This is a genomic window from Micromonospora sp. NPDC049679, assembly GCF_040659735.1.
Taxonomy (GTDB): Bacteria; Actinomycetota; Actinomycetes; order Mycobacteriales; family Micromonosporaceae; genus Micromonospora_I.
Genome location: NZ_JBFANZ010000002.1, coordinates 82,423 through 102,381, shown reverse-complemented (window position 1 = coordinate 102,381; position 19,959 = coordinate 82,423). Strand labels below are relative to the sequence as shown.

Sequence of the window (19,959 nt, the reverse complement as noted above, 5' to 3'; positions counted from 1 at the left end):
GCTGCGGTCAGATGCGCTGGCCGGTCGTCGCGTGGAAGACGTGGTTCCGCCCCGTACGTGGCTTGACGAAGATGGTGTCACCCATGTTGGGCATGCTCCGTCGGTCCGTGCGCACGGTGAACCGCTCCGACCCGCCGTCCAGCGCCGCGTGGCCGTAGACGTTGGCGTCCGAACCCAGGTCCTCGACCAGCTCCACCACGACCGGGATGCCACCCTCGGTGGGGCTGACCATGTCGCAGTCCTCCGGGCGGAAGCCGACGGTGACCTTTCCGTCGCCCCCCTCGGCCTGCGCCGCCGCCACCTGCTCGCGGGTCAACGGGATCGTCATGTCCGCGAAGACCCCGCCCTGCTCGGTCAGCGGCACGGTCTTGATGTTCATCGCGGGAGAGCCCATGAAGCCGGCCACGAAGACGTTGGCCGGGGTGTCGTAGAGCGCCCGCGGGGTGTCCACCTGCTGGAGTACGCCGTCGAGCATGACCGCGACCCGGTGGCCCATCGTCATGGCCTCGACCTGGTCGTGGGTCACGTAGACGGTGGTGATGCCGAGGTTGGCCTGCAGCGCGGCGATCTGCGTACGGGTCTGCACGCGCAGCTTGGCGTCCAGGTTGGAGAGCGGCTCGTCCATGAGGAAGACCTGCGGCTTCCGGACGATCGCGCGCCCCATCGCGACCCGCTGACGCTGGCCACCGGAGAGCGCCTTCGGCTTACGACCGAGGTAGTCCTCCAACTGCAGCAGCGCCGCCGCCTCCTTGACCCGCTTGTCGATGTCGGCCTTGGACGTCTTGCGCAGCTTCAGCGCGAAGGCCATGTTCTCGTAGACCGTCATGTGCGGGTAGAGCGCGTAGTTCTGGAAGACCATCGCGATGTCGCGGGCCTTCGGCGGCAGGTGGGTGACGTCGCGGTCGTCGATCGAGATCGTGCCGTCGTCGACATCTTCCAGGCCGGCGAGCATGCGCAGGCTGGTGGACTTGCCGCAGCCGGAGGGGCCGACCAGGACGAGGAACTCGCCGTCGCCGATCTCCAGGTCGAGGTGGTCGACCGCCGGGCGTTCGGTGCCCGGATAGATGCGGGTGGCCTTCGAGTACGTGACCGTAGCCATGGTGAAGCGCTTCCTTTCACCGGCAGGAACGTGCCGGACGATCCGAGTGAAGGAGCAACCGGGGCGCTTCCCGCCCCGGAACGCGGGTGGGCAGCCGGAGGAAGCCTCCGCTGTCACCCATGTCACGTCACCGTAAACTCGTTTCGCCCCACTGCCAAGGTCAGGCGTGGCTGGCGGGAAGGATCTTTGGGATATCCGGGCATGGGAGGTCATCAACCGGTCCAGCGGACGCCAACATCACAACGGGTGAGGGTCGCGCCACCGGTGCGTCCCGGCGTACGCTGCGGCGCTGCCGCCAACTCAGTGGCTATGCTGAACGGCGAACAGATGCCCCTGTAGCTCAGTTGGCCAGAGCACTCGCCTTGTAAGCGAGATGTCGTCGGTTCGATTCCGACCGGGGGCTCCACTTTCCGCCCGACACGCCCGGCGAGACGGTCACGACCCCACGCCGATCCGCTCGCAGAGCCCGCGTAACTCGGTCCACCCCGTGCCGCCGCGCCGGGCCCTTTCCAGCAGCCCCCGTACGGTCTCCGTGACGAGCGGTGCCCGCATCCGCTGCGGCGCCAGCCGCTCCGCCGTGAGCAGCATCCGCAGCGCTTCGGCGTCCTGGCCCAACCGCACCAGCGCCCGCCCGGTGTCGAGGTAGAAGGCGACCTGCCGGGAGGTCGACTCGACCAGGTGGGGTCGGGTGCGCCGGGCGATGTCGACCGCCCGTGAGGGGTCTTCCCCGTCGGCTTCCATCGAGATGCGCCAAAAGTTGATATTGGTCGGGCCGAACATCAGGCGCAGCGCGGGCGACTCGCCGGTCCGTTCCGCGATGGCCCGCGCCTCGGCGACCGGCTCGAGCGCGTCGTCCGTGCGACCGATGCCGTAGAGCGCGTACGCCTGCGTCATCAGTAGTTGTCCGAGCAACTCCGGCGCCTCGGGCTCGCGCGCGTGTCGCCGTAGCTCGCACACGGCCCGCTCCGCGATCTGCAGGGTGCGTGGGTACAGCGCCATCCCGGCGGCGGCGTGCGCCCGCGAGAACGCGGCCAGGCCCGACATCACCGGATGTTCGAGCATCTCGGCGGCCTGCCGGGTGCGGTCGGCGATGAGGCACGCGCTGCCGGGGTGGCCGGTGTAGCGGATCACGAACGACGCGGTGTACGCGGCGAGGATCAGTCCGCGCAGCGCCCGCTCGCGGTCCGCGCCGTAAGCGGCGGAGTGCAGGCCGCGGATCAGCGCGGGCAGGCGGTGCGCCGCCGCGGTGTACTGGCACCGCGCCCGCAGGTCGCAGACAAGGTCGAGCTCACGGCTCAGGGCGGCGTACGGAGCGGGTGGAGCGATCGGCGGGTAGTCCAGGTCGGCCTCGATGGTGGCTCGCACCGTCTCGTAGACCGCGCCACCGGTTTCGGCCTTTTCCCGGTCGATCGGGCACTGCGGCAGCCCGGTGAGATCGGTGACCGGGCAGCGGAGTGCCTCGGCGATCGAGGCGAGGGTGAACCGGTTGTCGGCGGAGATGTGGCCGTGCTCGATGCGCGACCACGTGGAGGGGGCTACGCCGGCCCTGTCCGCGGCGTGCCGGACACTCCACTGCAGAAGCTCGCGGCGGTCTCTGATGCGCTGGCCGATCGCGGTGTCCCCGCTCGGTCTGCGTGGCATGGGCGTCCTTTCGGCCGACCCCCGCTCTCCACAAGGTACGGCAGCGTTGCGGCTACGCAACAGAGCTCTGCGCCGCGTGCGATACCGTCGGGCCCATCGTCGATCACAAATGTCACGGTGATCTGAACTGGATGTGACGTCTGCTGCCTCGTCAGCCCGGGACGGCCGGACGTCGGGTCCGCCAGGTCGGGCGCGACGGCCCGCTGATCGCTGAGATCGCGGGTCGCGGCCTCTTCTCGGGAAGGAACGGCATGCTCTGGTGGAACTGGTGTCGACGCCGTTCCCGGCGGCTCGAGATCAACCCGGAGCACGCGCCGCCCGTGACATCCGGGCCGCGTCCGGCCTGGGACGCTCCCACGCAGGAGTACGAGCAGCCGCTGATGGTGCGGCGCGCGCGGTGGCGTAGCCGGCAGGGCAACCACTGGTGAACGTCGTCGTCGATCCATGGCTGGTGCTCCGCTATGGCTAATGCGCGCGTTCCCGCCGCCGATGGGGACGCCACAGCACCTCCGCGCATGTGAGGAGGAAGAGCGATGCGTGGACCGCAGTGGTCATGGCTGCCCTGGGTGCGCCGGCGGGCGAAACAGGCGGTACGGCGGGCGATTCTCTCCGCCGCGCAACGGCAGCAGCGCGCCGAGTATGAGCGCGCGGTGAGACGGCTCAGCAGCGATCACGGGTGACGGCGGGCCAGCAGGCCTCGGCGGCGTACTGATCGGAGCGGTTCGGTGGCCGCGCCGGCGCGCCGGAGGATGTGGTTCGCCGCGAGGATCCCGGTGGCCGCGGCTCGTTCCATGAGCGCGCTCGGGAAGTCCGTCCGGATGCCGTCGCCGGCGAGGTAGACCCCGTCGGCGTCCGTGACGACGCCGGGCCGGTTGGCGTACCCTCCGGGTCGGAACGCCGGAGCGCGTGCCTCGACCCGCGCGCGCAGCGCCACCACCGGCAGGTCGGACACCTCCGGCCACAACGCGGCCAGTTCGGCGCGCATTCGCCCGGCCAGCTCCGTCGCGGGCACGTGCGCGTCGCAGGCGTACGCGTGCAACTCCACCACCGAGCCGCCCGTCCGCTCCGCCCACTCGCGCGCATCCCGCTCCAGCCGGTGGTAGACGGTGATCGAGTCGAGCGTGGACTGCCTGGAGACGCCGCTGAACACCGGCCGTGACCGCGCGACGTCACCCCCGAGCCAGTAACGGGCCACCGCGTACGGCGGGCCGACCGCCAACGCGTCGACCTGTCCGGCGAGCACCGGGCCGGCGGTGGCGAGCTGCGGCGAGTCCGCCACGAGGTGCTTCAGCGCCGGCGGATCGACGGCCAGCACCAGGTGCCGGGCGGTATGCGCGGATCCGGACGCCGTCACGACCTGCCAGCCGCTGTCGGCAGCCGGTTGCACCCGGACGGCCGGGTCGCCGGTGAGCACCAGTGCGCCGTGGCTGCCCAGGTGCGCAGCGAGGGGTTGCCAGATGGCGGTGTCGTAGTCGTGGTCGGGGGCGTCGAAGCGCAGTCCCTCCGGGTTGCCGAGGAAGTAGAAGTGGAAGTTGGCCACCATCTCGGCGGCCGACATCTCCCGCTCGTGGTTGAAGAACGAGTGCGAGAAGACCTCGAAGAGCATCGCCCGAGCCCGATCGGGCATGCGCAGCGAGTCGAGCAGCGCGGCCGCGGTGGTGTCGTCGAGCTCCCGATGGGTGCGTACCGGATCGTACGCCAGCAGCGGCAGCGCGGCCTTGCCGTCCATGTGCCGCAGGTCGCGCAGGCGCAGGCTGTCACTGCGGGAGACCAGCGCGAGCAGGTTGAGCGGTGGGGCCACCGGAAGCCCACCGAACTCCTCTGTCGGCCAGGTCGTCGAGAGCACCGGGTAGTCGTCGATCTGCCGCAGCAGGCGCAGTTGCGGGTGGACGCGGCGCAGGATGGACCGCCAGTTGTAGTACTGCCGGAAGAACGCGTGGAATCCGTGCTCCACCTGCTGCGCGGTGCCGTCGGGGAGCGTGTCGGGCCAGGCCGCGAGCCGACCGCCGAGAGTCGGGCCGGCCTCCAGCACGGTGACCCGTACGCCGCGCTCGGCGAGCACGACGGCGGCGGAGATGCCGGCTATGCCACCCCCGACGACCAGGGTGTCGTTGCCGGCGGCTGCGCGGTCGGCGCCGCCTCCGCCGGGGTCGATCTGTTCGGGGCGTACGTCGAAGAGCCGGCCGACAAGTCGGGACAGTTCCATGTGTGCCTCCCCGCCACAGGTCCGTCCAGTCTGCCTGTGCCGGCGCGACGACAAGGGCCCCTTCCTGCCGCTTTTCGCGGAAGGAAGGGGCCCTGGAACCCCACGGTCAGGCTCAGCTGGCCAGCTGGCTCAGGGGCGAACCGCCCGGCGAGCCGGCATCGCGGAACTGGTCGACCAAGTCATTCAGGAGCGACGCCGCCGGCAGCGTCGCTCCGAGCTCCTGGTCGGCCACGGGGCGCTCGGCGACGACGCCGTGCCGCGGGACCGTGTCGTGGGGGGTCGGGAGGTGGCCGCCGGTGGCGCTGAACAGCTGCGGGTGCTGCGCGGTCATCGCGTCGCCGATCAGCGCGGGCACCAGGTTGGCCGGCGCGGGCGCGAGCTGGTCGAGCGCGGTGCCGGAGGCGAGTGCCGCGACGCCGTCGATCGGGCTGGCGGCGTCAACTGGACCCGCACCGCCGGTCGCCAGCGGAACCGGCGCCGCCAGGGGCGCGCCGCCGAGCAGATCGGTGATCGCGCCGGTGGGTGCGCCACCGAGCAGGTCGGTCACGGCGGACGTGTCGGGGAGCGCGGGCAGGCCACCCAGGGGCGGGGCGACGGGTGCCCGGGAGTCAGGGTTCACCACGCCGGCCGGGTCGGGAAGCAGACGGTCACCCAGCGCCGCCGGGTCGATGAGGTCCCGGGTGGTCGCGTCGAGCGGCTCGACCGCGGTGAGCTGGGTGAGCCCGAGGTCGCTGCCGCCGGTCGGCGTGAGGAAGTCGTCCAGCGTCCCGCGCAGCTCCTGAGGGTCGCTCACCGGCAGGGGGTGCGCGTCCTGCGCCTGCGCGGCGCCGCCGGCGAGCAGCAGAAAGCCACCCGCGACACCGATCGTGCCGACTGCGCGGTGGAGCCAGTTGGTCATAGCAGGTCCAATCAGGTGTGAACGGATACACCGAACATTGGGTGTCTAGTTCGCCAAAAGACCCAACGAGCCATCCTCCAAACGGTTGCTGGGCTCCCCCGAATGCATGATCGCGGGCAGCGGCCGGCTGATCGGGCTGACTACGATCCGGGCATGGTTGCGGACCCCTGGCGCGACCGCGCGCGGCGTGCCATGGAGTCGCGACTGCGCCCCAACGGCGACGTGCGCCCGCACTACGTCGTCTGCGGCCAGGACGCGCTCGCCTTCTACCTGGTCAATGAGCTGATCGCCGCCGGAGGCCGGGTCACCGTGATCGTCCCGCCGCAGCGGCGGGCCGATGGGCCCGACATCCGTACGGTCCGGGGTATCCGCGTCATCCGTGCCGCCCGAATCGACGAGGCGACGCTGCGGCTCGCCGGGCTCGCCGGGGCGCGCGGGCTGGCGCTGATGCACCAGGACGACGTCGGCAACATCCATGCCGCGCTCTGCGCGCAGGAGGTCGAGCCGGACGTGCGGGTGGTCATGCGGATGTTCAACACCAGCCTCGGCAACGGGGTGAAGCGGTTGTTCGCCGACTGCCAGGTGCTCTCCGACGCGTCGATGGCCGCCCCCGCCTTCGTCGCCGCCGCGCTCGGCGAGGTGACGCCGACCCACTTCCGGCACGGTGGGCGGACGCTGCACGTCGCGCGCCGTGCCGATGTACGCCCGGAGCACGTGATCTGCGGCCTCGCCGACACCCGCGAGCGCACCCATCCGCGGGTGCTCCCCGCCGATCAGGACCAGGCCGACGTGGTGCTGGCCGAAGCGACCGGTGAGCCCGCCGGGACCGTCATCGCCGCCCGACGACTGGTCCGGGCGCGCCGGCGACGACGCCCCGCCTTCGCGCTGCTGCGCGCGTTACGGGTGTTCGTCAGCCGGAAGATCGGTATCGCGACGATCGGCGTGCTCCTCATCGTGGCGATCTCCGGCATCCTGCTCTCCCGGGCCGCGCACCTCAATCTGTGGCAGGCGCTCTACCTCACCCTGCTCACCGCCGTCACCGGGTCCGACGTCGACCTCGGCGAGCGTCCCGGCGTGCAGATCATGCAGGTCGTGCTGACCGTCGCCGGCCTGGCGCTGGTGCCGCTGATCACCGCGGTCGTCGTGGAGGGGATCGTCAACGCCCGGCTGGCGATCAACGCGGGTCGGCTGCGAACTCCCCGCACCGACCATGTCGTCGTCCTCGGCCTCGGCAACGTGGGCACGCGGGTGATGTGGCAGCTGCACGACCTCGGCGTCGAGGTCGTGGCCATCGACAAGGATCCGGACGCGCGCGGCGCGGACGTGGCCCGCCGGCTCGGCATCCCGCTCATCGTCGGTGACGGCGCGCAGGAGGAGACGCTGCGCGCCGCCTCCGTCGCCACCTGTCAGGCGCTCGTGGTGGTCTCCACCGACGACGTGACCAACCTGCAGGCGGCGCTCAACGGCCGTCTGGTGAAGCACGACCTGCGCGTCGTGCTGCGCCTCTTCGACGGCGACTTCGCCGAGCGCATCCAGAAGGCCTTCAACATCGGTATCTCGCGCAGCGTCTCCTACCTCGCCGCGCCGGCCTTCGCCGCCGCGATGATGGACCGCGACGTGATCGCCACGATTCCGGTGGACCGGCACGTGCTGCTGGTCGCCGAGGTCACGGTCGCCGCGGGATCGCCGCTCGACGGCCAGCAGCTCACCGCGCTGAGTCAGTCCCAGGGGGTACGGGTGATCGCGCTGGCGCGCGACGGCGGATCACGGCCACAGTGGAGCCCGGCGGCGGGAGAGCGGCTCGGCGCGCGGGACCGGGTGACCGTGGTGGCCCGCCGTGCCGGGCTGAGTTGGCTGGTCAAACAGGCGAGCGTGCTGACAATGCCACCGGCCGGGCCGGTCGGCCCGGACAAGGGCGTGCCGGGTGGCGCGTCCGCGTGAGGTCGTGAAGCCGCGCTGCGGGTGATCGCGAGGTTCCGGCCACCCGGGCGCAACCAGCGCGACTGTTGCCGTCACGTTCCTGCGGTAGGCGCAGCGATTGGCGGGGGGCAGGCGGGCCCGGCGTCGAACGGGGCGAACACGCTGGCGCTGATCTTTACCGGGTTCGATCCCCACGTTTGGACCGTGAAGCGGGTCACCGTGCCTGCGACGTTCTTGCAGAACCTGATGTAGTTCCCTCCATCGTTTCTTAACTGCGAGGTGTCGATCAGAGCCCACCCGGCCGCCTGCGCGGGCGGGCCGTAGTGGTCGAACATGCCGCGAACCGTCATGGATTGGGCAGCGTCATATGTGCGACTGACGAACGCCGGATGGGGAGGGGGAGCGTCTTCCCTGATGCCACTTGACGGAAGGCAGTCTTTCGCCCGCGACTCCTTCTCGACGAACTTCGAGTTCGGTGGCGCAATTTTCAGTACGGACTCTGCCTCGTATGCGGTGAGCAGAGCGCGCTGGTCGGCCGGCGGCGTGCAGGACAGGGGGTTGCGCTGCACCACGAACACCGCCACGGCGGCAAGGATCAGCACAACGAAGCCGACACCGATCAGCCCTTTGCGGTGTGCGAGCCGAAGCCAGCGCGACGCTTCTGCGAAGCAACCCATGTGCTCTCCTGACTGGACGGCTGTGTCCCGCCGTCCTTCGCGATGATCTCACCGCACCGGGTGCCGGGAGTGAAACCTGCGTTGGTCGTGTAGCCGGATGCCACCGAAGAGTCCGCGCTGCCCGTGCCACAAACTAGGTGGTGTCGCACCTGGCTGGACGGTGAGCGCGGGGGTGTCAGGTGGTCGGGACTTCGACGCCGAGGACGGCCTGTTCGTCGGGGCGGTGCACGAGGATGTCGGCGAGGAAGGACTGCACGGCGGGGGCGAGGCCGACGTCCCGTCCGGCAGCCTCGGACAGGCGCCAGCGGTGCTCGATGACCTGAGCGAACAGCTCCGCCGGCTCCAGCTTGCGGCGCAGGTGCGCGGGCACCGCCCGTACGACGGGTTCGAAGACCTCGGTCAGCCAGCGGTGCGCGGCCTGCTGCTCGTCGGTGAGGTCGCTCTCGGCGCGGTGCGTGTCCAGGTCGTTGAGGAGCCGCCGGGCCTGGTTCTCCTCGGCGTCGAGGCCGGTCAGGCGGAGTAGCCGGCGGCTGTGGTAGCCGGCGTCGACCACCTTGGGCCGTACGAGGTAGGCCCCGCGGTCGACGACGGACATGGCGACCTCGGCGACGTCGAAGCCGAGTTCGTTGAGGCGGCGGATGCGCCCCTCGATGTCGTGCCGGGCGTCCCGCTCGATCTGCTGCTCGTAGGTGATCTCGTGCCACAGCCGCTTGTACCGCTGCGCGACCTCTTCGCAGACCGTCTCGGGGTCGATCGACTCGTGCAGCAGCCCGGCGGCCTGCAGGTCGAGCGCCTCACCGAAGATGTTGATCCGGGCGATCTCCAGGTCCTCGCCGCGTTGGCCGTTGGAGAGCCGGCTGCGCAGGGCGCCGGTCTCCGCGTCGACCAGGTAGGCGGCGAACGCGCCGGCGTCGCGGCGGAACAGGGTGTTTGACAGGGAGCAGTCGCCCCAGAAGAAGCCGGTGAGGTGCATCCGGACGATCAGCGCGGCGAGCGCGTCCAGCAGTCGGGTCATCGTCTCCGGGCGCAGGGTGTGCGAGAAGAGCGCCCGGTAGGGCAGCGAGAACTGCAGGTGTCGGGTGATCAGGACCGGATCGAGGGGCTTGCCGTCGTCGTCGGCACGGTCGGCGACGATCGCGACCGCCTGGACGGAGGGGAAGTCGATCCGTTCCAGTGCGCGCAGCAGGTCGTACTCCCGTTCGGCGACCCGCTCGCCGGTCTCCTTCACCGCGTAGACGGTGCCGCCGAGCCGGACGAACCGCACGACGTGCCGGGAGATGCCCTGGGGGAGCGCCACCAGGTGATCGGCAGGCCACTGTTCCAGCGGTGTCGACCAGGGCAGGTCGAGCAGCGCCGGGTCGACGAGGGCCGAGGTGATGCGCACGAGACCAAGCATGACGGACCGCATGGGCGAATCGCTCCTCACCGTGGCTCGTTACACAGTGACGAGATGACCTAAATGTGGCATCTGGTGGTTTTAGTCATTGAAATGCCGCATCGACGACATGCAGGGGAAACAGGTATGCGACGAGCGCTGGCAGTGGTCGTCGGCGCGTGCGCGGCCGTGGCACTGGCCGGGGTCGCCGGGGCGACGACGCACCCGACGGCCCGACCCGACCCGGCCCCGGCGCTCACCCCCGAGGCGGCGGCGTCCGTGCGCACCACAGCCGAGCCCCCGGTACGACCGGCGGCCCCGTCGACCTCACGTACCGAAGCGCTCCCCGCGCCCCGGTCCCGGACGGGACCGCCCGGTCACCTTCCGATCGGGACGCTCGAGCAGGTCGACCGGGCACTCGGCTACTCCGGCGCAGAGCACTCCGCGACCTTCCGCTACCCCGGGTCGCGCTACGTGAAGCTGCACTTCAACCGGCTGCTCCTGCTCCCCGGCGACTACCCGACGGTGGCTGACCCGAGCGGCGCGGAGGTGCACCGCATGGACAGCGGTCCGATCGGCGGCGCGGCCGGCGAAGGGCGAGGAGCTCTACATCCCGCAGCACCCCGGCGGCGACCCGATGGTCATCGCGATGCGCAGCGACCGGGATGCGAACGGCACCTGCGCGGTCGGTAATCCCGCCTACGACGGCTACGTGGCACAGTCGGACGTCTCGTACCAGTGCGACACGCAGGCCGGCTCATCCGGCTCGCCCGTCATGTCCCGGGTGACGAACCGGGGTCATCGCGCTGCACCACTTCGGCGGCTGTCCCAACTCGGGCGTCCGGATGGATCTCATTCGCAACCGGATCAGGACCTTCCTCTAGCACGTCGATCAAGGGATGGGCAGCGTCGATTCCCGCCAGATCCGCTGCCCACCCCTCGATCAACGGTCCTGGCGGGGCGGGCCGGTAGCGTGTGGGCGTGCAGGAGACCACGGCCCCCCGTCGGCAATCCCGGCTCACGCCCCGACCGATCCGTCCGTCCGGTTGGTGGTTCGACGGGCTGCTGCTCGCCGGGTTCGTCGCCCTGACCGTCGCGCTCGCCAACGGACTTTTCTATGACGTGGACAACGCCGTGCGGGAGTGGGCCGATGCGCACCGCCCGGATGTCGCCTACGCGATCGGGCGAGGGCTCAACTGGCTCGGCAGCGGTGGTTCGCTCACCACGATCTGCGCGTTGATCGCGGTTTCCCTGGCGGTCCGTCGGCAGTCGATCCGGCCGATCCTGCCGGTGATCGCTGCCTTTCTGGCCACCGGGTTCGCCATCCTGCCGCTCAAGATCTGGACTGAGCGGGCGGCCCCCAACTCGAAGCTCCCCGATCGGGTCGAGATCTTCAATGACCTGCCGTTCGGCGAGTACTCGCAGTCCTATCCGTCGGGCCATCTGGTTAACACCCTCGTCTGGTACGGCGTACTCGCGCTGCTTCTCGCGCCCTGGCTCGCCCCGGCGACCCGGCGCTGGCTGCGGGTGACGCCGCCGGTGATCGTCTTCGCCTCGACGGTCTACCTCAACTTCCACTGGCTCACCGACTCGGTCGCCGGGCTGTTGCTGGGGCTCCTTCTCGACCGGTTGCTCGCCCGCGTGCCCTGGGACGACGTCCCGCTGCCGCCGCTACCGCGCGGCGCCGATCGTCCCGGCGTCTTCACCTAGGCGCCGGCATGTCCAGACTGGCCCGACGGCTCGGCGTATCCGACGCCGTCGTCATCGGTCTCGGATCGATGCTCGGCGCGGGCGTCTTCGTCGCCTTCGCCCCGGCGGCGGCCGCGGGCGGCGGGCCGGGCCTGCTCCTCGCGGTCGCCGTCGCCGGCTTCGTCGCCTTCTGCAACGCGACCAGCTCCGCCCGGCTCGCGGCCCGCTATCCCGAGTCGGGCGGGACCTACGTCTACGGTCGTGAGCGCCTCGGCGACCTCGCCGGTTTCCTCGCCGGCTGGGGGTTCGTGGTCGGCAAGACGGCGAGTTGCGCGGCGATGGCTCTCGCCATCGGCGCCTATCTCCGGCCCGGTCACGCGCGTCCGGTAGCGATTTTGGCCGTCGTCGCGATCACCGCCGTCAACCTGCTCGGCGTCCACCGCACCGCGCGCGCGACCCGCTGGCTCGTCGCGATCACGCTCGTGGTGCTCGCCGGGGTCGCCGCCGTGGGGCTCGCCGCCGGTCCGTTCGCACTGTCCCGACTGGGTGGCCTCGCCGGGACCGCGCCGCAGGGCGTCCTGAGCGCCGCCGGGCTGCTCTTCTTCGCCTTCGCCGGGTACGCGCGGATCGCCACGCTGGGCGAGGAGGTACGGGATCCGGAGCGCACCATCCCGCGCGCGGTGCCGCTCGCGCTCGGGCTGGTCGTACTGATCTATGCCGTGCTGGCGGTGGTCACCCTCGGCGTGCTCGGCGCCGACCGGCTCGCCTCCTCCGCCGCCCCGCTCGCCGACGTGGTCGGCGCCGCCGGGCTGCCCGCGTTGTCGTGGGTGGTGCGGGCCGGGGCGGCGGTGGCGGTCACCGGCGTTCTGCTGGCGCTCATCGCCGGCGTGGGACGGACGGTGCTCGCCATGGCGCGCCGGCGCGACCTGCCCGGGGTCCTCGCCGCGGTGCATCCGCGGCGCCGGGTGCCGCACCGCGCCGAGTTGGTGGTGGCCGCCGTGGTGGTCGTCCTGGTCGGCTTCGGCGATCTACGCGATGCCATCGGCTTCTCCAGTTGTACGGTCCTCGTCTATTACGCGATCACGAACGCGGCGGCGCTGACCCTCGGGGCGGACCCGGCCCGCCGGCTGCCGGTGCGGCTGTTGGCCGCGCTCGGCCTGCTCGGATGTGTACTGCTGGCGGTGAGTCTGCCGCTGGCGAGTGTGCTGGCCGGCTTCGCCGTGCTCGCCGTCGGCGCTGTATGGTTCGGCGCCCGCCGGCTGCTCCCGCGCGGAAAGCCGACCGCTCGCACCGCGAAACGGTGAGCGGCGTCAGGGCAACTCGGTGACGGATACGGAGGCGTGCAGCCGCTCGTAGTCGATCGGCGACAGCTCGCCGGCGACCGCTGCGGCGACCGCTGCGGCGGAGAGCGCCACCGCGTCGCGTAGTCGCTCCGGCCACGGCCGGCCGCTGCGCAGGCCCCGCGCCAGCGCCGCCACGCACGCGTCGCCCGCGCCGGTCGGGTTTCCCGTGACGACTTCGGGAGGCGCGGCGTGCAGGACGAGATCGCCGGTGTCGGCCAGCAGGCCGGCGGCGCCGAGCGAGGCCACGACGGTCTGCGCGCCGAGGTGGCGGACGGCGGCTGCCGCCTCGCGCGCTTCGCTCACGCCGCCGATCTGGACCCGGCGGCGGAGGATGATGCTGTGCAGCGTCGACAGCTCGCGCGCGTTCGGCTTCACCACATCCGGCCGGGCTCGGATCCCCAGGTAGGCGGGTCCACCGTCGGCGTCGAGAATGGTCGCCACACCGGCTGACCGGGCGAGCCCGATCAGGGTGGCGTAGCCGTCGTCCGGCACGCCGGGCGGCAGCGAGCCGCAGAGCGCGACGACGTCGGCATCGGCGAGCAGTCCGCGATAGCGCTCCAGGAACGCGCTCCATTCCGGTGCGGCGACGCGGGGTCCGGGTTCCCAGAAACCGGTCGGCTCTCCGTCGTCGGAGGCGACCACGACCGTACGACGGGACTCGCCGTCGATCGACGTGAACGCCTCCGGCACGCCGGCCGCGGCGAGCAGGTCCCGGATGCGGGCCCCGGTCGCGCCGCCGGCCAGTCCGGTGGCCATGACCGGCTCGCCGAGCGCGTGCAGGAGACGCGCGACGTTGACGCCCTTTCCGCCCGCGCGTTCGACGACGGTGCTAACCCGGTGGGTGGTGCCCGGCCGCAACACGTCGACGCCGTAGGTGACGTCGAGCGCGGCGTTGAGCGTGACGGTGAGGATCACACGTCCTGCCAGGTGCCGCCGCGCATCACCCGGATCACGCGTAGCTCGTCGTCGAGGTGGACCAGGTCGGCGCGGCGTCCGGCGACGAGGGCGCCGACGGAGTCGCCGAGCCCGATGGCCCGGGCCGGCGTCGTCGAGGCCATCCGGCAGGCATCCACCATGGATACGCCCGCGCTGATCGCCTGCCGCAGCGCGGCGTCCATCGTCAGCGTGCTGCCCGCGATCGACCCGTCGCGGGCCAGCCGGGCCACCCCGTCGGCGACGACCACGGCCTGCCCGCCCAGCTCGTACTCGCCATCGCCCATGCCCGCCGCGGCCATCGCGTCGGTGATCAGCGCGGCCCGGTCGGGTCCGGTGACCGAGGCGGCGAAGGCGATCGTGCCGCGATGTAGGTGCACGCCGTCGGCGACCAGCTCGCAGACCACACCGGCCGCGCCGAGCAGCGCGAAGACCGGGCCGGGCTCGCGGTGGTGCGGCGGGCGCATGCCGTTGAAGACATGCGTGCCGACGCTCGCGCCGGCGGTGACCGCGGCGAGCGTCTGGTCGTACGTGGCGTCGGTGTGCCCGACCGCGGCGACCACGCCGTGGGTGGTGAGGAACTCGATGGCGGTGAGCGCCCCGGGCCGCTCCGGCGCGATGGTGACCATCCGCACCGCGCCGTCGCCGAGCTCGATCAGCGTGGTCAGCTCGTCGACCGACGGGTCGCGCAGGTGTTCCGGGTTCTGCGCACCGCACCGCGCGGCCGACAGGTAGGGGCCCTCGAAGTGGATGCCGGCGAAGATCCTCTCCCGCACCAGCGGGGCGAAGGCGGCGGTGGCCTGTCGCATCAGCGCGAACGGGGAGCTGACCAGGCTCGCCAGCAGCGTGGTGGTGCCATGGGCCAGGTGGAAAGCGGCGGCGCCCCGCGCCGACTCGGCGTCCCCCGTGGTGAACGTGTGCCCGCCGCCGCCGTGGGTGTGGATGTCGACGAAGCCGGGGACGATCCAGTGCCCGTCGGGAACCCGCTCCGGCACGGCTCCTTCGCCGACCGCGGTGATCGTCTCGCCGTCGAACTCGACGTACCCCTCGTCGAGCACCCCGCGCGGGGTGACCACCCGGCCGCCGACCTTCACCGTGCCTCCAGCGTGTCGAGGGCGAGCAGGGCGGCGCCGAGGCAGCCGGCCTCGTCGCCGAGCGCCGCGCGGGTCAGCTGCGGCTCGCGGTGGAAGGTGACCCGGTCGTGCAGCGCGCGGCGCAGCGGCGCGAGCAGCGCCTTGCCCGCCTCGGCCAGGCCGCCGCCGAGCACGACCACCTCGGGGTCGAAGAGCGCCTGCCCGGTGAGGAGTCCGTCGGCGAGCGCCTCCACGGTCTCCTGCCAGACCTGGACACCGAGCGGATCGCCGGCGGCGGCCGCGGTGGCCACCTCCGCGGCGGTCGCGGGTGTTCCGGTCAGCTCCGCATAGCGCCGCCCGACCGCGGCCGCCGACGCCACCGCCTCCAGGCATCCGTACTGACCGCAACCGCAGCGTGGCCCGGTGGGCCGTACGACGATGTGGCCGAGCTCCCCGGCCGCGCCGTGCGCGCCGGCGAGGGCCACCCCGTCGACGATGTGCGCGGCCGCGATGCCGGTGCCGATGGCGACGAAGAGCACGTGCCGGCTGCGCCGCCCGGCGCCCAGCCGCGCCTCCGCGATGCCGGCCACCCGCACGTCGTGGCCGAGCGCCGCGGGCAGGCCGAGACGCGCCGTCGCAAGGTCACGCAGCGGTACGTCGCGGAAGCCGACGTTCGCCGACCAGACCGCCACCCCGGCGGCCTCGTCGATGACGCCGGGGACCGCCACGCCGACGGCGAGCGGGGTGAGGCCGTCTGCGCGGGCCCGTCCGGCCAGGCCTTCGGCGAGGTCGAGGATGGTCTCGGTGACCGCGTCCGGACCGCGTTCGGCCCGCGTCGGGTGCCGTTCCGCGTGGTACGTCCGGCCGTCGGGGTGCACGAGGCCGCACTTGATACCGGTGCCGCCGACGTCGAGGGCGACGACAACTGATCCGCTCATGCCGCCACTGTGCCGTGTCCGCTCACGCGAGGACGACCGACCGGGTGAGGTGGCGGGGGGCGTCGGGGTCGAGACCCCGGGTGGTGGCGAGGGCGACGGCGAAGCGCTGGGCCAGGATCAGGTCGGCCATCGGGTCGAGCGGCTTACGGCCGGCGGCCCAGCGGTCGAGCGTCGCGTAGACGCAGCTGGAGCGGTTGTGCACGAGCGCCGCGCCGGTCGCCTCGACATCGTCGGCGAGTCCCTCCGGAATCTCGCCGAAGGCCCACACGAGACGTCCGGGTCCGGCGATGGCGATGGGCCCGTGCCGGTAGTCCATCGCCGGGTACGCCTCGGCCCAGAAGGTGGCCGCCTCGCGGCACTTGAGCGCGGCCTCCTGGGCGAGCCCGACGGTCCATCCGCGACCCAGGAAGGTGGCCTGCTCGATCCGGTCCGGGGCGACCGGCAGCGGAGCTCGCACGGCCACCTCGGCGTCGGCGGCCGCGGCGGAGAGATCCTCGCCGAGGCCGGCGCGGAGCAGGGCGAGGGCGGTGGTGGCGAAGCGGGTCTGCACCACGGAGCGCTCGTCGGCGAAGGGCATCAGCACGCTGTCCGTGGCGAGTCCGACGGCGGGCGAGCCGGGATCGCCGACGATCACGGTGGTCGACTGGTCGTGCGCGGCGGTGAGCAGGTCGAGTACCTCGGTGGTGGTGCCCGACCGGGTGATGGCGATGATCCGGTCGTAGCGACGGCCGGCGGGAAACTCGGACGCCTGGAACGCGTCGGTCTCGCCCTGGCCGGCGCGCTCGCGCAGCCCCGCGTAGGCCATCGCCATGAACCACGACGTGCCGCAACCGACCACCGCGACGCGCTCGCCGGGGCGCGGCAGCGCCGGGGCCGAGGTGGTGGCGAGTTCGGCCGCGCGACGCCAGCACTCCGGTTGGCTGGTGATTTCCGCGTCGACGTAGGCCATGACACTCCCCGGGCGGCTAGGGTGCGCAATCAAGCTCAATTACGGGCTATTTCGAGCGTTATTGTGCGCGAACCGACGAGGTCGTGGCAAGCACGTGACATATTGCGCAAGGGTCAGTTTTGCGTGCCGGAGTTTCGCGCACTACTGTGCACGAAATCACTCACCGTCTGCGCATGGAGGCCGCGGTGGACCGGTACGCCCGCTGGAACGCGCTCCTGGAGCTTCTGACCGACAGTGGCCGGGTCAGTGTGGAGGATGCGGCTGCCCGGCTCGACGTCTCGCAGGCGACCATCCGCCGGGACTTCGACCAGCTCGCGCAGCAACAGATGATCACGCGTACCCGCGGCGGCGCGGTCGCCAACGGCGTCTCCTACGACCTTCCGCTGCGGTACAAGACCGCCAAGCACTCGGCGGAGAAGCAGCGCATCGGCACGGCCGCCGCCGCGCTCGTCGCGCCCGGGATGGTGGTCGGGCTGAACGGCGGCACGACCACGACCGAGGTGGCGCGGGCGCTCGCGGTCCGCGCCGACCTCAACACCAGCGCCGACGGCGCGCAGTTGACCGTGGTGACCAACGCGCTCAACATCGCCAACGAGCTGCTGGTCCGTTCCCGAATGAAGGTCGTGGTCGCCGGCGGCGTCGTGCGTCCACAGTCGTTCGAGCTCGTCGGTCCGCTCGGTGGCGCGCTGCTCCGCGAGGTCACCTTGGATGTGGCGCTGCTCGGGGTGGACGCGATCGACGCGCACCTGGGCGCGGCGGCCCACCACGAGGGCGAGGCGTCGATGAACGCCCTCATGGTGGCGCGGGCGAAGCGGGTCGTCATCATCGCGGACTCGTCCAAGCTCGGCGGGCACGCCTTCGCCCGGATCTGCCCGATCGAGCGGGTGGAGACGCTGGTGACGGACTCGGGCGCCGATCCCGCCATTGTGGAGTCGTTCCGGGCGGCCGGCCTCACCGTGATCGTCGCCTGATCTCACTTTCCGGACATAACCCTGCCAGAGCGGCAAGATCATGAAGTTCTTGTGCGGGTGCGTGGCATCGGACTCCACAGGCAATGCATACCGCGTATGGTGTCGCGTGTCATTCATCGACACATCCCATGCACGGGGAGGCCGGATTTGGCTGCAGTACTGGAGATAGAAGGTCTCAGAAAGACGTACAAGAGTCGGCGACGTGGGGTGCGTCAGGCCCTCGACGGTTTCGACATGCTCGTCGAGGCGGGTCAGGTGCACGGCTTCCTCGGGCCGAACGGTTCGGGCAAGACGACCACCCTCCGTACGCTGCTCGGTCTGATCAAGCCCAACGGCGGCCGGATGGCGATCCTCGGCCAGGAAGTGCCGGCCGCCCTGCCGACCGTCGCCGGGCACGTCGGGGCGATCGTGGAGAGCCCGCAGTTCTTCCCGAACTTCACCGCCACGGACACCCTCTCGCTCCTCGCCGACGCCGGCCGGGTGCCGCAGACGCGGGTGATGGAGGTGCTGGAGCTGGTCGGCCTGCACGACCGGGCCAAGGAGCGGGTCAAGACCTACTCGCTGGGCATGAAGCAGCGGCTCGCCGTGGCGTCGGCGCTGCTCAAGAACCCCAAGCTGCTCATCCTCGACGAGCCGGCCAACGGCCTCGACCCGGGCGGCATCCGCGAGATGCGCACGCTGATGCGGAACCTCGCCGAGTCCGGGATGACCGTGGTGCTCTCCAGCCACATCCTCGGTGAGATCCAGCTGATCTGCGACTCGGTCACGATCATCTCCCTGGGGCGTCGGGTCGCGGCCGGTCCCGTCGCCGAGGTCCTCGCCCAGCACGCCGGCGGTGGCGTACGGGTCCGCCTGGAGGCCGTCACCGATCTGCCGATCGCGGCCGAGGCGCTGACCCGTGCCGGAGCCCAGGTGACCACTCACGACGATCATCTCCTGGTCAGCTCCGTCGACAAGCCGGCCTGGGTCACCCGCACGCTCGCCGAACGCGACCTCTACGTCAGTGAGCTGGCACCGGTCACCGTGGACCTGGAGAGCGTCTTCCTGGAACTGACCGGCACCGCCCCGGTCCCCGGGCAGCACCGTCAGGTCGATCAGTCCGTCGCGGTCGGCGACGCGACGCCCGCGCAGGGAGGGTGGGGAGTATGAGCCTGTTCAAGGCCGAGTTCCGGCGGCTGCTCAAGCGCCGCTTCGTGCGCTACATGGCGCTGGTCGGGCTGTTGGTGCTCGTCGCCGTGGCGGTCGGCACCTTCGTGACCAACCACAAGATCGGCCCGGCGCAGGTCGCCGCCGCCGAGCGCCGCGCCGAGCAGGAATACCAGCAGAGCGTCCAGTGGGCGACGCAGGAAAAGCAGCAGTGCGAGAAGGACAAGGCGGCCGGCAGGACCGACGACAAGCGCTACCCGCCGGACTGCGCGGAGATGATGCCCCCACCGCGCGAGGCCTTCGAGGCCAGGTGGTTCCTGCCGTCGACCTTCGACTTCCGCGAGCAGTTCGAACCGATGATCACCGCGTGGGCGGCGATCCTCGCGCTCGTCGCGTTCGCGGTCGGCGCGTCGTTCATCGGCGCCGAGTGGAACAGCGGCGGAATGATGAACCTGCTGCTGTGGCGCCCGCAGCGCTTGAAGGTCCTGCTGACCAAGCTCGGCGCGCTGCTCACTGGGCTCCTCGCCCTCGCGGTGGTCTCGGGCGGCTTATGGGCCGCCGCGTTCTGGGCCATCGGCAACCTGCGGGGCACCACCGCGAAGACCACCGCGGGCGTGTGGGAGTCATTCGCGCTGACCGGGCTGCGGGGCATTGCCGTGGTGGTCGTCGCCGGGATCGTCGGCTTCGCGCTCGCCTCCCTGGGCCGGCACACCGCGCTCGCGTTGGGTGGCGCGCTCGGCATCATGGTCGTCGGGCAGTTCGGCCTCGGCATCGTTCTCAGGATGGCGGGGGTGAAGTTCGTGGAGGCGTGGCTGCTCCCGACCTACCTGCTCGCGTGGATGCAGAAAAAGGTCATCCTGGAGGACTGGGAGTCCTGCCAGGCATCCTTCAGCGGAGAGTGCAAGCCGCAGACGATGGAGGTCGTCTGGCAGGACGGCGGAACCCTCCTTGCCGTCGCCGTGGTGCTGACCCTCGGCGCGGCGATGTGGATGATGCGCCGCCGGGACGTCGCCTGACGGTAGTTTGGGCAGCTGGGACGGGGCCTTCGGGTCCCGCCCCCGCTGTCTGGTGCGGATGTCATGGATGGCGGATACCCTGGAA

The 19,959-nt window shown here is 71.5% G+C and carries 18 protein-coding genes and 1 tRNA gene; 9 read left to right on the top strand and 10 right to left on the bottom strand.

The genetic code is table 11. From position 1 onward, the window contains the following. Nucleotides 1–7: 7 nt before the first annotated feature. Nucleotides 8–1,099 (bottom strand): sn-glycerol-3-phosphate ABC transporter ATP-binding protein UgpC, encoded by a 1,092-nt coding sequence (gene ugpC, locus AB0J06_RS02215; RefSeq protein ID WP_357423670.1) that lies wholly within the window; start codon nucleotides 1,097–1,099, stop codon nucleotides 8–10. Nucleotides 1,100–1,428: 329 nt separating this feature from the next. Between ugpC and AB0J06_RS02210 the strand changes: the two genes are divergently transcribed. Continuing rightward, nucleotides 1,429–1,505 (top strand) — tRNA-Thr (locus AB0J06_RS02210). Between the two features lie 29 nt (nucleotides 1,506–1,534). On the opposite strand, the gene AB0J06_RS02205 is transcribed toward AB0J06_RS02210, so the two are convergent. Beyond that, on the bottom strand, nucleotides 1,535–2,740 hold the full coding sequence (locus tag AB0J06_RS02205; RefSeq protein WP_357423668.1) for a helix-turn-helix transcriptional regulator: 1,206 nt from the start codon (nucleotides 2,738–2,740) through the stop codon (nucleotides 1,535–1,537). A 251-nt stretch (nucleotides 2,741–2,991) separates the two neighbouring features. Between AB0J06_RS02205 and AB0J06_RS02200 the strand changes: the two genes are divergently transcribed. Beyond that, a complete protein-coding gene (locus tag AB0J06_RS02200) occupies nucleotides 2,992–3,168 on the top strand; it encodes a hypothetical protein (protein WP_357423666.1) in 177 nt (58 codons plus the stop codon). A gap of 242 nt (nucleotides 3,169–3,410) precedes the next feature. Here AB0J06_RS02200 and AB0J06_RS02195 read toward each other — a convergent pair whose 3' ends face one another. Continuing rightward, entirely contained in the window at nucleotides 3,411–4,946 is a 1,536-nt protein-coding gene (locus AB0J06_RS02195; protein WP_357423664.1) for an FAD-dependent oxidoreductase, read from the bottom strand. A gap of 112 nt (nucleotides 4,947–5,058) precedes the next feature. Then, nucleotides 5,059–5,844, bottom strand: coding sequence for a hypothetical protein (locus AB0J06_RS02190; protein ID WP_357423662.1), 786 nt, complete (start codon nucleotides 5,842–5,844; stop codon nucleotides 5,059–5,061). A gap of 153 nt (nucleotides 5,845–5,997) precedes the next feature. Here AB0J06_RS02190 and AB0J06_RS02185 point away from each other — a divergent pair, with 153 nt between their 5' ends. Beyond that, nucleotides 5,998–7,785 carry an NAD-binding protein gene (locus AB0J06_RS02185; protein ID WP_357423660.1) on the top strand — a complete coding sequence of 596 codons (1,788 nt, stop codon included), beginning with the start codon at nucleotides 5,998–6,000 and terminating at the stop codon, nucleotides 7,783–7,785. A gap of 71 nt (nucleotides 7,786–7,856) precedes the next feature. Here AB0J06_RS02185 and AB0J06_RS02180 read toward each other — a convergent pair whose 3' ends face one another. Both AB0J06_RS02180 and AB0J06_RS02175 read right to left on the bottom strand, forming a co-directional pair. Continuing rightward, entirely contained in the window at nucleotides 7,857–8,441 is a 585-nt protein-coding gene (locus tag AB0J06_RS02180) for a hypothetical protein (RefSeq protein ID WP_357423658.1), read from the bottom strand. 175 nt (nucleotides 8,442–8,616) lie between these two features. Next, on the bottom strand, nucleotides 8,617–9,837 hold the full coding sequence (locus AB0J06_RS02175) for a DUF4032 domain-containing protein (RefSeq protein WP_357423949.1): 1,221 nt from the start codon (nucleotides 9,835–9,837) through the stop codon (nucleotides 8,617–8,619). Between the two features lie 126 nt (nucleotides 9,838–9,963). Here AB0J06_RS02175 and AB0J06_RS02170 point away from each other — a divergent pair, with 126 nt between their 5' ends. The 3 genes from AB0J06_RS02170 (at nucleotide 9,964) to AB0J06_RS02160 (ending at nucleotide 12,809) form a co-directional block, all read left to right on the top strand. Continuing rightward, nucleotides 9,964–10,509, top strand: coding sequence for a hypothetical protein (locus AB0J06_RS02170; protein WP_357423656.1), 546 nt, complete (start codon nucleotides 9,964–9,966; stop codon nucleotides 10,507–10,509). A 288-nt stretch (nucleotides 10,510–10,797) separates the two neighbouring features. Then, the gene (locus AB0J06_RS02165; protein WP_357423654.1) at nucleotides 10,798–11,526 is read left to right on the top strand and encodes a phosphatase PAP2 family protein; all 729 of its coding nucleotides are present in this window, start codon (nucleotides 10,798–10,800) and stop codon (nucleotides 11,524–11,526) included. 8 nt (nucleotides 11,527–11,534) lie between these two features. After that, the gene (locus AB0J06_RS02160) at nucleotides 11,535–12,809 is read left to right on the top strand and encodes an APC family permease (RefSeq protein ID WP_357423651.1); all 1,275 of its coding nucleotides are present in this window, start codon (nucleotides 11,535–11,537) and stop codon (nucleotides 12,807–12,809) included. Between the two features lie 6 nt (nucleotides 12,810–12,815). On the opposite strand, the gene AB0J06_RS02155 is transcribed toward AB0J06_RS02160, so the two are convergent. Genes AB0J06_RS02155 through AB0J06_RS02140 form a run of 4 tightly spaced genes read right to left on the bottom strand, consistent with a single transcriptional unit; the run spans nucleotide 12,816 to nucleotide 16,741 of the window. After that, entirely contained in the window at nucleotides 12,816–13,763 is a 948-nt protein-coding gene (locus AB0J06_RS02155) for a 1-phosphofructokinase family hexose kinase (protein ID WP_357423649.1), read from the bottom strand. Continuing rightward, nucleotides 13,760–14,875, bottom strand: a complete 1,116-nt coding sequence (gene nagA / locus AB0J06_RS02150) for an N-acetylglucosamine-6-phosphate deacetylase (protein ID WP_357423647.1) — start codon at nucleotides 14,873–14,875, stop codon at nucleotides 13,760–13,762. The genes AB0J06_RS02155 and nagA overlap by 4 nt, the downstream gene beginning before the upstream one ends. Then, nucleotides 14,872–15,792 (bottom strand): ROK family protein, encoded by a 921-nt coding sequence (locus AB0J06_RS02145; RefSeq protein ID WP_357423645.1) that lies wholly within the window; start codon nucleotides 15,790–15,792, stop codon nucleotides 14,872–14,874. Before AB0J06_RS02145 ends, nagA begins: the two co-directional genes overlap by 4 nt. Before the next feature lie 22 nt (nucleotides 15,793–15,814). Next, complete coding sequence (locus AB0J06_RS02140; RefSeq protein WP_357423643.1) at nucleotides 15,815–16,741, bottom strand: sugar isomerase; 927 nt, start codon at nucleotides 16,739–16,741, stop codon at nucleotides 15,815–15,817. A gap of 185 nt (nucleotides 16,742–16,926) precedes the next feature. On the opposite strand from AB0J06_RS02140, the gene AB0J06_RS02135 reads away from it, so the two are divergent. The 3 genes from AB0J06_RS02135 (at nucleotide 16,927) to AB0J06_RS02125 (ending at nucleotide 19,874) form a co-directional block, all read left to right on the top strand. Continuing rightward, on the top strand, nucleotides 16,927–17,712 hold the full coding sequence (locus AB0J06_RS02135; RefSeq protein ID WP_357423947.1) for a DeoR/GlpR family DNA-binding transcription regulator: 786 nt from the start codon (nucleotides 16,927–16,929) through the stop codon (nucleotides 17,710–17,712). 147 nt (nucleotides 17,713–17,859) lie between these two features. Continuing rightward, nucleotides 17,860–18,861, top strand: a complete 1,002-nt coding sequence (locus AB0J06_RS02130; protein ID WP_357423641.1) for an ATP-binding cassette domain-containing protein — start codon at nucleotides 17,860–17,862, stop codon at nucleotides 18,859–18,861. Beyond that, on the top strand, nucleotides 18,858–19,874 hold the full coding sequence (locus AB0J06_RS02125; RefSeq protein WP_357423639.1) for an ABC transporter permease subunit: 1,017 nt from the start codon (nucleotides 18,858–18,860) through the stop codon (nucleotides 19,872–19,874). Before AB0J06_RS02130 ends, AB0J06_RS02125 begins: the two co-directional genes overlap by 4 nt. Nucleotides 19,875–19,959 lie beyond the last annotated feature (85 nt).